Annotated in this window: 11 protein-coding genes; 10 read left to right on the top strand and 1 reads right to left on the bottom strand. The window is 63.6% G+C overall.

Going from position 1 to position 11,249, the window contains the following annotated elements; genetic code table 11:
* Positions 1-19: 19 nt before the first annotated feature.
* The gene (locus EOB49_RS14255; protein WP_127381327.1) at positions 20-1,273 is read right to left on the bottom strand and encodes an FAD-dependent oxidoreductase; all 1,254 of its coding nucleotides are present in this window, start codon (positions 1,271-1,273) and stop codon (positions 20-22) included.
* Between the two features lie 433 nt (positions 1,274-1,706).
* On the opposite strand from EOB49_RS14255, the gene EOB49_RS14250 reads away from it, so the two are divergent.
* The 10 genes from EOB49_RS14250 to miaB all read left to right on the top strand — a co-directional run bounded on the left by EOB49_RS14250 (position 1,707) and on the right by miaB (position 11,247).
* Positions 1,707-2,996, top strand: coding sequence for an imelysin family protein (locus EOB49_RS14250; protein ID WP_127381326.1), 1,290 nt, complete (start codon positions 1,707-1,709; stop codon positions 2,994-2,996).
* A 113-nt stretch (positions 2,997-3,109) separates the two neighbouring features.
* The gene (locus tag EOB49_RS14245) at positions 3,110-3,421 is read left to right on the top strand and encodes a (2Fe-2S)-binding protein (protein WP_023811421.1); all 312 of its coding nucleotides are present in this window, start codon (positions 3,110-3,112) and stop codon (positions 3,419-3,421) included.
* Positions 3,387-3,872 (top strand): bacterioferritin, encoded by a 486-nt coding sequence (gene bfr / locus EOB49_RS14240; RefSeq protein WP_013527914.1) that lies wholly within the window; start codon positions 3,387-3,389, stop codon positions 3,870-3,872. Before EOB49_RS14245 ends, bfr begins: the two co-directional genes overlap by 35 nt.
* 12 nt (positions 3,873-3,884) lie before the next feature.
* Positions 3,885-5,486 carry a di-heme oxidoredictase family protein gene (locus EOB49_RS14235; protein WP_127381325.1) on the top strand — a complete coding sequence of 534 codons (1,602 nt, stop codon included), beginning with the start codon at positions 3,885-3,887 and terminating at the stop codon, positions 5,484-5,486.
* Positions 5,486-6,565, top strand: a complete 1,080-nt coding sequence (locus tag EOB49_RS14230; RefSeq protein WP_127381324.1) for an imelysin family protein — start codon at positions 5,486-5,488, stop codon at positions 6,563-6,565. Before EOB49_RS14235 ends, EOB49_RS14230 begins: the two co-directional genes overlap by 1 nt.
* Position 6,566: 1 nt before the next feature.
* Entirely contained in the window at positions 6,567-7,673 is a 1,107-nt protein-coding gene (locus EOB49_RS14225; protein WP_127381323.1) for a DUF1513 domain-containing protein, read from the top strand.
* Positions 7,674-7,768: 95 nt separating this feature from the next.
* The gene (tsaB, locus tag EOB49_RS14220) at positions 7,769-8,446 is read left to right on the top strand and encodes a tRNA (adenosine(37)-N6)-threonylcarbamoyltransferase complex dimerization subunit type 1 TsaB (protein WP_127327726.1); all 678 of its coding nucleotides are present in this window, start codon (positions 7,769-7,771) and stop codon (positions 8,444-8,446) included.
* Positions 8,447-8,941: a ribosomal protein S18-alanine N-acetyltransferase gene (rimI, locus tag EOB49_RS14215; RefSeq protein ID WP_024503455.1), complete on the top strand. Its 495-nt coding sequence runs from the start codon at positions 8,447-8,449 to the stop codon at positions 8,939-8,941.
* Positions 8,942-8,962: 21 nt separating this feature from the next.
* Positions 8,963-9,763, top strand: a complete 801-nt coding sequence (locus tag EOB49_RS14210; RefSeq protein ID WP_127266949.1) for a 1-acyl-sn-glycerol-3-phosphate acyltransferase — start codon at positions 8,963-8,965, stop codon at positions 9,761-9,763.
* Between the two features lie 74 nt (positions 9,764-9,837).
* Positions 9,838-11,247, top strand: a complete 1,410-nt coding sequence (miaB, locus tag EOB49_RS14205; protein ID WP_127381322.1) for a tRNA (N6-isopentenyl adenosine(37)-C2)-methylthiotransferase MiaB — start codon at positions 9,838-9,840, stop codon at positions 11,245-11,247.
* Positions 11,248-11,249 lie beyond the last annotated feature (2 nt).

Genomic DNA, 11,249 nt, shown 5'->3' with positions numbered 1-11,249 from the left:
GGGGGAGGGTAAGCGGGGGCTAGCCCGCAGCCCTGGCGGGCTCATCCTGCTGAAACGCGGCCAGTGCCGCTTTCAGCCCCTCCGGGCCAGCGGCCACCGTTTCCGGCGTCGGCGAGAAGCAGGCGCCGAGCATCTTGCGGCCAAGCATGTGGTCGCCGGGGCGGTTGACCGATTCGATGCCGAGCAGCCGGTCGCCGGCATAGTGGTAGATCGAGAACTTGTTTTCGGGCAGGTCGCCCAGCACGACATGGCTGTCGCCGCCGGCGGTCAGGCCGACCATCTGCAATTTCATGTCGCCGATGTCCGACCAGAACCATGGCACCGCCGAATAGGGGTCGGTATGGCCTGATATCGTGCGCGCGGCAAGCCGCGCCTGGTCGGTGGCGTTCTGCACCGATTCCAGCCGCACGTCGCCGCCGGTGAACCAGTGACGGTAGGAGGCAGCATCGCCAATGGCGAGAATCTCCGGCATCGACGTGCGCATCTGATGATCGACGCGAATGCCGTTGGCGATGCTGAGGCCGGCCGCCTGCGCCAGTTCTAAATTGGGCACGGCACCAACGCCGACGATGACCATGCGCGCCGGCAGCCTTTCGCCTGATGAGGTGATGGCGGCCGTGACATGACCGTTTTCGCCATCGAGCCTGGCGATCGAGGTGCCGGTGAGGATGCGCACGCCTGTCGCCTCCAGCCGTTGCCGGACGTGGCTCGCCACGACCGGCGCCACGGCGCGGCCGAGCAGCCGGTCCACCGCCTCGACCACTGTCACCGTGCGACCGGCGGCCCTCAACGTGGCTGCGATCTCCAGCCCGATGAAACCGCCGCCGAGGATGACGACTTCGTCGCTTTGCGCGCTGAGGTCGCGGATCAGCCGCGCATCGGCCAGCGAGCGCAGCGACAGCACACCGGACAGGTCGGCACCGGGCAGCGGCAGCGTGCGCGGGCGCGAGCCTGTCGCCAGGATCAGGTGGTCAAAGGCCAGCGCACCACCGCCGGCAATATCCAAACTGCGGCGTCCGGCATCGATCCGATCGATCCTGACGCCAGGCCGGTAATCGATGGCGCTGCCGGTGTAAAAGGCCTCGCCGCGCAAGGGTTGCGGCTTGGCCTCGGCATCCTTGATGAAAGTCTTCGACAGCGGCGGTTTGTGATAGGGAAGTTCGTCCTCATCCCCGACGAGGATCACCGGCCCGTCATAGCCGTCTTCGCGCAGACTGGCGGCCGCTTGCACGCCCGCATGGCCCGCGCCGACAATGACCACACCGTTCTTCATCGCATCCAATCCTGATTCTACCCTAGGATGTTTCGCCAGATGGCAATTGTCTGGCACCGCTGCAAGCGAGCTTTTGCGGGTCGCATCCGGGATGGCGGCTGTCAATCGCACAGTTCAGCGGCAAGACCGGTGCAGGAAAATGCATAAAGTTGAGAGTCGTAGTTTAGAATAATTCTAAACTGTTGTTTCAATTGACTTTTCCTACGGATTGTCATTGACATCCGACGATGTCGCAGCTTTATGGAGGCTCGCGCGTCAGCGCATCCCTTTAATGTCTGGGCCTTGAACCCTTTCGATTGGAGGCATTTTGGTGTCTTTCTTCCGCGAACCGCGCGATGGCGCGGCATCTCTTGCGCCCAATGGCCCACAGATGGCCTGGCGCCGGTTGTTGCGCGCGCCGTTTACAGAATTTCCGAGAAACTGGAGAGTGATTATGACAGCACGATATGGCAGCAGGCTTGCGGCGATCGGCGCCACTGCCCTGCTGACGGCGGCGGTATTCGTGTTGCCGGCAAAGGCGGAAACCGATGCAAAGGCGGTCATCAAGACCTATTCCGACATCGCGCTCGCCAAATACGAGGATTCGTTGACCACCGCGCAGGCGCTCGACAAGGCGGTCGACGCGCTGCTCGCCGCGCCATCGGTGGAAACCCTCAACGCTGCCCGCGACGCCTGGAAGGCATCGCGCGTTCCCTACCAGCAGACCGAGGTCTACCGCTTCGGCAACAAGATCGTCGACGACTGGGAAGGCAAGGTGAATTCCTGGCCGCTGGATGAAGGCTTGATCGACTACGTCGCCAAGAGCTACGGCACCGAATCGGACGCGAATGCGCTCTACACGGCCAATGTGATCGCCAACAAGGAGATCGAGATCAACGGCAAGAAGGTCGATGCATCGAAGCTTTCGCCGGAGTTCCTCTCCGGCACGCTGCAGGGAGCCGGCGGCATCGAGGCCAATGTCGCCACCGGCTACCACGCCATCGAATTCCTGCTCTGGGGCCAGGACCTGCATGGCACCGGCCCGGGTGCCGGCGAGCGCCCCTATACCGACTACGACCTCAAGAACTGCACCGGCGGCAATTGCGATCGCCGCGCCGAGTATCTGAAATCGGCCAGCGACCTTCTGGTTTCGGATATTCAGGAGATGGTCGGCAACTGGAAGGAAGACGGCGCCGCCCGCAAGGCTCTCGTCGATGGCGAGCCGAACACGGCGATCTCGACCATCTTCACCGGCATGGGCTCGCTGTCCTACGGCGAACTGGCCGGCGAGCGCATGAAGCTCGGCCTGCTGCTGCATGATCCGGAAGAGGAGCACGATTGCTTCTCCGACAACACCTACAATTCGCATCTCTACGACGCCATCGGCATTCGCGCGGCCTATCATGCGAGCTACACGCGTCTCGACGGCACCGTCGTTTCGGGTCCCTCGGTGGCCGATATGGTGAAGGCGGCCGATCCGGCGATCGACAAGGAACTGTCTGACAAGCTCGATGTCACCGTCGCCAAGATGGAGGCGATCAAGGCGCGTGCACTGGCCGGCGAGGCCTACGACCAGCAGATCGCCGAGGGCAACGTTGAGGGCAACGCCACCGTGCAGGCGGCGATCGATGCGCTGATCGATCAGACCAAGTCGATTGAGCGCGCCGTCGGCTCCCTGAAGCTCAGCACCATCGCCTTCGAAGGGTCCGACAGCCTCGACGCGCCGGACAAGGTGTTCAAGTAAGGGCCGAAAGACAGGAGACTGATCCGGAGCCGGACAACCGGCTCTGGAACGGCCTCCGCTAGAAAATCAAGCCACACGGCGCGGGAGACGCCGTCAGCCAGCCGAGCAAGCCAATGCTGATTTGTCATTGCAATATCATCACCGAGAAGGAGATCGAGCAGACGATCGTCGGGCTGCTGGACCAGGATCCCTGGCAGCTGATCGTGCCGGCGAAGATCTATCATGCCATGCAAAAGCGCGGTCGCTGTTGCGGCTGCTTCCCAAATGTGGTGGAAACGATCATTCGGGTCACCGAAAATTACCACGCCCGCTCGGAGGCGAGCGGCGTGGATGTCGTTTCACACCTGGATCGCGTCAGAGGCCTGCGCGTCCAATACGGGAGCAGAATTCATGAAAGGCGATCCGCAGATCATCGAGCGGCTTAACGAGGCTCTTTTTCTGGAGCTTGGGGCCGTCAATCAGTACTGGGTGCATTTCCGTCTGCTTGAGGACTGGGGATACGCCAAGCTGGCAAAGAAGGAGCGGGCGGAATCGATCGAGGAGATGCACCATGCCGACAAGCTCGTCGCCCGTATCATCTTCCTCGAAGGCCATCCGAACCTGCAGTCCGTGGCGCCGCTGCGCATCGGGCAGAACGTCAAGGAAGTGCTCGAATCCGATCTTGCCGGCGAATATGACGCACGTACCGCCTACAAGCGGTCGCGCGAAATCTGCAACGACGCCGGCGACTACGTGACGATGAAGCTGTTCGAGGAATTGCTCGCCGACGAGGAGGGTCACATCGACTTTCTCGAGACGCAGCTCGACCTGCTTGCCTCGATCGGCGAGGAAAAATACGGCCAGCTCAACGCCGCATCGGCGGACGAGGCGGAGTAAGGGCATGCGGGAATGCGGCGCCTGCTAGAATTCGTGCGCCGCTCGCGGCGGGCCAATGGCTCGCCGCTCCTTCGCAAGACGCCGGCCGGATTGGCGCGTCGGCGCTATGTCGTGCTCGTGTTGGCGCTTGCCTCTTCGGCGATGGCCGGTGATCTTCAGCCTGCCGGGCTCGCCACCACGCGCACCGACCTCAATGCGAAGGACCAGGCGCGCGTCATCGCCGTCACGAGGCCGACCGCGGATTTTTCCAGGCCAGAGCAGTTCGAACTGATGCAAGGTGGCGCCGGCACGTCCCGGAAGGACGTCAGCCGCGATTCCTTCTCGCAATCCTCGGCCAACATCACCTTCGAGGAAGAGGGCGACTTCAAGCTCGGCAATGCCCTTTTCCGCAAGAACTGGGTCTCGTCGCCATCCTCGACGCAGGCTTCGGACGGGCTCGGCCCGCTGTTCAACGAACGTGCCTGCCAGAACTGCCATCTGAAAGATGGCCGCGGCCGCCCGCCGCAAGGCGACGTCGGCACCACGTCGATGTTCCTGCGGCTGGCCCGCGACGCCAGCAGCGTGGAAGAGAAGGCGGCGCTTGCCGACCACGAGGTGCTCAACTTCCCCGACCCAGTCTACGGCACGCAATTGCAGGAGCTCGCCGTACCCGGCCTGCCCGGTGAAGGCAGGATGCATATCGACTACCAAGAACGTAAGGTAGAGCTGACGGACCGCACTGTGATCTCCTTGCGCAAGCCGAGCTATTCGGTTGATGGCCTTGGCTACGGGCCGCTTGACCCACGCACCACGCTGTCGCCGCGCCTGACCCCGCCGATGATCGGCTTGGGCCTGATCGAACAGATCGCGCCGGCTGATATTCTCGCCCACGCCGATCCGGACGACAGGGACCGCGACGGCATTTCCGGCAGGCCGAACATCGTGCGCGATAGCCTGAACGGAAAACTGACGCTTGGCCGTTTCGGCTGGAAGGCACAGACCGCGTCGATCCGCCAGCAGGCGGCGGACGCCTTTGCCGGTGACATCGGCATCTCGACGCCCGAAGAGCCGAAGCATTGGGGCGATTGCACTGCTGCGGAGGCAAAATGCCTCGACATGCCGAACGGCGTGCAGCAGCGTCTTGGCCGGGTCGAGGCGCCGCCGCCGGTGATGGATCTCGTCACCTTCTATTCGCAGAACCTGGCCGTGCCGTCGCGCCGCGACCTCGACCGGTCCGACGTGCTCGCGGGCAAAAAAACATTCTACGAGATCGGCTGCATTGCCTGCCACACGCCGAAATTCGTCACGCGCCGCGATACGCCCAACAAGGCGCAGACCTTCCAGTTGATCTGGCCTTATTCCGACTTCCTGCTGCACGACATGGGGCCTGATCTGGCCGATGGCCAAGCCGTGGGAGATGCGACGGGCAATGAATGGCGCACGCCGCCGCTGTGGGGCATCGGCCTGACCGGGACGGTCAACGGCAATTCCTTCTTCCTGCATGACGGGCGCGCGCGCAGCCTGACCGAGGCGATCCTGTGGCATGGCGGCGAGGCGCAGAAAGCGCGCGACCGCTTTGCCGCCGCCAGTGCGACTGAGCGTGACGCGCTGCTCAAATTCCTGGAGTCACTGTGATGCTCAAGCGTTCTGCATTGTTTCTCGTTCTTGCGCTGGCATTGCTGGGCGTTGTCCCTGCGTCTGCGGCGGTCAAAGCCTCCGACATCATTCAGCGCGCGATCGATGGCTTCGTCCGCCCGGCCTATGCCGGCCTGCACGAGCATGCGGAAGCCTTGACCGGATCCATGCGCAAGCTGTGCGTCACGCCCTCGCAAGGAAAACTCGATGCCGCACGCGCCGAATTCTCCGCCACCGTCTATGCCTGGTCGTTAGCCGAAATCATCGGCTTCGGACCGATCAAGGAGAACAACCGGCTGGAGCGCATGCTGTTCTGGCCGGATCGCAAGAGCATCGGCCTGAAACAGGTACAGGCGGCGCTGTCCGACAAGGATCCGACCGCGACCGATCCGGCACAACTGGCCGGCAAGAGCGTTGCCATGCAGGGGCTGGGCGCGCTCGAATTCGTTCTTTACGGCGACGGCGCCGATGCACTTGCCGGCAAGGATGATCCCTACCGCTGCGCCTATGGCACTGCTGTTGCCGGCAACATCGAAACCATGGCCGGCGAGGTCAGCGACGCCTGGAACAAGCCGGACGGCTTTGCCGCGCTTTGGGCCAATCCGGGGGCGCAGAACCCGCTCTACCGCGACGGCAACGAAGCGGTGACGGAACTGGTCGGCGTCTTCATCAACGAGCTGGAAATGGTCCGCGACGTGCGCCTGAAAGGGTTTTTCGGCGGCAAGCCGGATTTGGACAAGCCGAAACAGGCAATCTATTGGCGCTCGCAAAACACCACCGCGTCACTGGCCGGCAATCTCTCCGGCATCGATACGCTGTTTCAGGCCTCGAAACTTGGCGATGCTCTGCCGGCCGATGCGCGCTGGATGGCCGAATCGATCCACATCCAGCTGGTCAACGGTGCCGCCACCGCCAAGGCGGTCAGCGGTCCAATCGACAAGGCGCTTGCCGATCCGGCGCTGCGTGACAAGCTCGATCATTTCGCGCTGATCACCTCCAGCCTGTCGGCCTTGATCGGCACCAGGCTGACCGCCGAATTCGGACTGACCGCAGGCTTCTCCTCGCTGGATGGGGACTGAATTGAAAACCCCTCTGATAGATCGCCGCGATTTCCTGAGAGCTGCAGGCGTTGGCTTCATGGCGACGATGACGCCCTCGGCCTGGGCAACCACGCTTGTGGCCGACGCCGTCTTCGCCACGGCTTTCGTCAAACGCGACGGCAGCTTTGGCGCTGCCGTCCTGTCCGAGGCCGGCAAGGTCCTGCATGCGATCGACCTGCCCGATCGCGGCCACGATGTCACCTTCGATCCCATATCGAAACGCTCGGTGGTCTTCGCGCGTCAGCCCGGCACCTTCGCCGTGGTTTTCGATCACTCGGGCCGTGACGCGCCGCTGACCATCGCCAGCATCGCCGGCCGGCATTTCTTCGGCCATGGCGTGTTCTCGGCCGACGGTGCGCTGCTCTATGCCACCGAAAACGACTTCGACAACGCCGCCGGCGTCGTCGGCGTCTACGATGCGCGGGCCAAATTCAGCCGTGTCGGCGAATTCCCGACCTATGGCGTGGGTCCGCACGAGCTTCTGCTCCTGGGCGATGGCAGGACGATCGCGGTTGCCAATGGCGGCATCGAGACCCATCCGGATTACGGCCGCGCCGAGCTCAACATTGCAACCATGAAGCCGTCCTATGTGCTGATAGACCGCGTCACCGGCGATCTTATCGAGAAGCACGAATTGCCGGCCGCACTGCATCAGCTGTCGATCCGCCACATGGACACCGATCGGTCCGGAAGCGTCTGGTTCGGCTGCCAGTACAGGGGGCCGGGCACCGATCGACCGTTGCTGGTCGGTCGCGCCGCCCGCGGCAAGGAGCTGCAGTTGCTGGACATGCCGCAGGACGTTTTGTCCGGCTTCCGCAACTACATAGGCTCGGTAGCCGCCAATCGGGCTGCCGGAACCGTCGCCGTTTCCTCGCCGGAAGGCAACTCGCTCGTCGTGATCGATGCGGCCAGCGGCCGGGTCGTTGCGAACAGCGCATTGGTCGAGGTCTGCGGCGTGGCGCCCGATGGAACCGGCTTCATGGCCACCACCGGCGCCGGTGAGATCGTCGAGGGCAGCGGTGCGACACGCTCCGAACCGGACTATGTCTGGGACAACCACATGCTGCGTATCGAACAGGCCGCATAGGCTACAAGCGAAGCCGCTTAACGAATTATGCACTATCCCCTTGCGGTGGCGGGCCGTGGCGGGCACAGGGAATTGTTTTTCGAACCGGTTGCCTCATGAAATTGCTTGCCATCGACTGTGCCGCCAACCTCTGCGCCGCTTGCGTCTATGACGCGACGGCGAAGCAGGAGCTTGGCCATCAGGTGCTCGATCTCGGCAAGGGCCATGCCGAGCAACTGATGGCGGTCATCGCCGAAGCGCTGGAGGCAAGCGCAACCGACTATGCAGGTCTTGGCGCCATCGCCGTCTCTGTCGGCCCCGGTTCTTTCACCGGTCTGCGCGTCGGCGTCTCGACCGCGCGTGGCCTGGCGCTGGCGCTGAAGATACCGGCAATAGGGGTGACGACACTGGAGGCGCTGGCCGTCGAAGCAGCAGCGGCATTTCCGGGTCGCGCCGTGCTGGCGGCGCTCGATGCCGGCCGTGAAGAGATCCACGCGGCCTTTTACGACGAAAGGTTAGTCTTGACTTACGGTCCGGCCGCGGCCACGCTGGCTGACGTGGTGGCTATGGCGAAGGAAACGTCTCCGGTGCTTGCCGGCACCGCGGCAGCGCTCATCAGCGCATCGGCCGGGCGCGAATTCGATGTCGGCCCTCGGACAGCCACCGCCGACATTGTCACCTACGCCCGCCTGGCTGCCGCCAAGGGCGCAGGCGAACGGCCGAAACCACTCTATATGCGCGGCGCCGACGCCAAGCCGCAGGCTGGCTTTATTCTATCAAGGCAAGAAAGATAAATGCGCATACCTTTTCTCCAACCACGCCGCCGGGACTACGCACTCGAGCCGCTGAGGATCGCCGACAGTCCGGCGGTCTCGCTGCTGCATCGCGAGGACTTTGTCCGCCCCTGGACCGATGGCGAATTCGCCGCCCTGCTCGAACAGGACACCGTGTTCGGCTATGCCGCGCGCGAAACCGGACAGGGCTCCAAGCCGCCCGTCGGCTTCGTGCTGGCGAGGCTTGCGGCAGGCGAGGGCGAGATCCTGACCGTCGCGGTGGCGCGATCGCATCGTCGCCAGGGGCTGGGCTGGCAATTGATGGACGCGGTGTTGCGCGAACTGCACGCGCAGCGCGCCGAAGCGCTGTTCCTCGAGGTCGACGAGACCAATGTCGCGGCGATCGCGCTTTATCGTCGGCTGGGCTTCCGCGAGGTCGGCAAGCGGCCGAATTACTACAGATCGGCCGAACACGGACCGACCGGCGCGCTTGTCATGCGCCGCGATCTTCGCTAGCGAGACGGCCGGGATGGGGCGATGATCAAGAAAATCAGGATTTTCCTGGCGCTGGGCCTCGTTGTCGCCGGTTCGTTGGTCCTCGTGCCGCTACAGATCCTGTCGATGAAGACTGGCTGGTGGCCGGAAACCTTCATCCTCAAGGTCTGGCACAGGCTGATCGTCAGGGCGCTCGGCATGCGCATCCATGTCAAGGGAGCGCTGTCCGACAAGCGCCCGCTGCTGGTTGCGTCCAATCACATCTCCTGGACCGACATCATGGTGCTCGGCTCTTTTGCCGACGTAAAGTTCATCGCCAGGGCGGATATGGAAGGCTGGCCGCTGATCGGCATGCTGTCGAAGCTGCAGCGCACCGTCTTCATCGAGCGCGAGCGCAAGCGTTCGTCGGGCGACCAGGCAAGCGAGATTGCCAGCCGCATGGCCAAGGGCGATGCGATGGTGCTGTTTGCCGAGGGCTCGACCGGCGACGGCAATATGGTCCTGCCGTTCAAGAGCACGCTGTTCGGCGCCGCCTCGATGGCGATATCCGAAGGCGCGGCGGAACAGGTGTTCATCCAGCCGGTGGCGATCGCCTATACGCGTCTGCACGGCGTGCCGCTCGGCCGCCGGCATCGCCCGCTTGCCGCCTGGATCGGCGATGAGGATTTGATGCCGCATCTCAAGGTTCTGCTGGCGGAGGGCGCGCTCGACGTCGAGGTGCATTTCGGCGAGGCGATCGCCTTTTCCAAGGGTTCGAACCGCAAGGAGACGTCGAAACTGATGGAAAGCCAGGTGCGTGAAATGATGCAGGCGGCGCTTGCCGACCCGCGGCCGAGCCGGTAGCTCCGGCACGCTCTTGCTGGCGCGGGCCGAGAATCGTCTGTTTTTTGTCACGGAAAGGCGTTAGAAGCCGCCTTATGGACTTGAACACGATAGAAAGCGACGACATCGGCACTACGGCTGGACAGCCGGCGGTGCTTCCCGCGGCAGCGAGAAAAGTCTTCATCAAGACCTATGGCTGCCAGATGAATGTCTATGATTCACAGCGTATGGCCGATGCGCTGGCTGCCGACGGCTATTCCGCGACCGATGCCATTGGCGAGGCCGACCTGGTGCTGCTGAACACTTGTCATATCAGGGAGAAGGCGGCCGAAAAGGTCTATTCCGAGCTCGGCCGTATCCGCGACATGAAAGCCGAGCGTGCCCTGGCCGGCCGTGAGATGCTGGTCGGCGTCGCCGGCTGCGTGGCGCAGGCCGAAGGCGCCGAGATCATCCGCCGTTCGCCGGCAGTCGACCTGGTCATCGGTCCGCAGACCTATCACCGGCTCCCGGACGTGCTGGCGCGGGTGCGCGGCGGCGAAAAGATCGTCGAGACCGACTACGCCCTCGAGGACAAATTCGAGCACCTGCCGCAGCCCAAGCGCGCCGAGGTCATCAAGCGCGGCGTCACCGCCTTCCTCACCGTGCAGGAAGGCTGCGACAAGTTCTGCACCTTCTGCGTTGTGCCCTATACAAGGGGCTCCGAGGTCTCCCGGCCGGTGGCGCAGATTGTCGCGGAGGCTGAGCGCCTGGCCGAAGCCGGCGTGCGCGAAGTGACGCTGCTCGGCCAGAACGTCAATGCCTGGCATGGCCAGGGCGGGAGCGGTCAGGAGTGGGGGCTTGGCCGCCTGCTGTTCAGGCTGGCCGAAATCCCCGGGCTGGCGCGTTTGCGCTACACCACCAGCCACCCGCGCGACATGGATGACGAACTGATAGCGGCCCATCGCGATCTGCCGGCATTGATGCCCTATCTGCATCTGCCGGTGCAATCCGGCTCCGACCGCATCCTCAAGGCGATGAATCGCCGGCACACGGCGAGGGATTATCTGGCGCTGCTCGACCGTATCCGTACCGCGCGGCCTGACATTGCGCTCTCCGGCGACTTCATCGTCGGCTTTCCCGGCGAGACCGAGGCGGATTTCGAGGCGACCATGGAGCTGGTGCGTCAGGTGAATTACGCCTCGGCCTTTTCGTTCAAATATTCGCCGCGCCCCGGCACGCCGGGCGCCGAAATGGCCGATCACGTGCCGGAAACGGTCAAGGACGAGCGCTTGCAGAGACTGCAGGCTCTGCTTGTGAAGCAGCAGCAGGATTTCGGTTTGAGCCTCGTCGGAACCACCATCGACACGCTGATCGAGAAGCCCGGCCGTCAGGCCGGCCAGAAGGTTGGCCGCTCGCCTTGGCTGCAGCCGGTTATTGTTGATGAAAAGGCCGGCGAAATCGGTGACATTATCCAGGTGCGAATCACGAAGACGGGCTACAACAGCCTGTTCGCCGAATTGGCCTGAGG

The organism is Mesorhizobium sp. M7A.F.Ca.MR.148.00.0.0 (assembly GCF_003997735.1).
GTDB lineage: Bacteria > Pseudomonadota > Alphaproteobacteria > Rhizobiales > Rhizobiaceae > Mesorhizobium.
Note: the sequence above shows the minus strand (reverse complement) of the source record. Positions and strands in the feature narration are given on the sequence as shown.

Coding starts and splice junctions, on each gene's coding strand:
- rimI (WP_024503455.1), top strand. CDS start 8,447: ATGCGCATACCTTTTCTCCAACCACGCCGCCGGGACTACGCACTCGAG.
- tsaB (WP_127327726.1), top strand. CDS start 7,769: ATGAAATTGCTTGCCATCGACTGTGCCGCCAACCTCTGCGCCGCTTGC.
- EOB49_RS14230 (WP_127381324.1), top strand. CDS start 5,486: ATGCTCAAGCGTTCTGCATTGTTTCTCGTTCTTGCGCTGGCATTGCTG.
- EOB49_RS14235 (WP_127381325.1), top strand. CDS start 3,885: ATGCGGCGCCTGCTAGAATTCGTGCGCCGCTCGCGGCGGGCCAATGGC.
- EOB49_RS14210 (WP_127266949.1), top strand. CDS start 8,963: ATGATCAAGAAAATCAGGATTTTCCTGGCGCTGGGCCTCGTTGTCGCC.
- EOB49_RS14250 (WP_127381326.1), top strand. CDS start 1,707: ATGACAGCACGATATGGCAGCAGGCTTGCGGCGATCGGCGCCACTGCC.
- EOB49_RS14255 (WP_127381327.1), bottom strand. CDS start 1,273: ATGAAGAACGGTGTGGTCATTGTCGGCGCGGGCCATGCGGGCGTGCAA.
- miaB (WP_127381322.1), top strand. CDS start 9,838: ATGGACTTGAACACGATAGAAAGCGACGACATCGGCACTACGGCTGGA.
- EOB49_RS14245 (WP_023811421.1), top strand. CDS start 3,110: ATGCTGATTTGTCATTGCAATATCATCACCGAGAAGGAGATCGAGCAG.
- bfr (WP_013527914.1), top strand. CDS start 3,387: ATGAAAGGCGATCCGCAGATCATCGAGCGGCTTAACGAGGCTCTTTTT.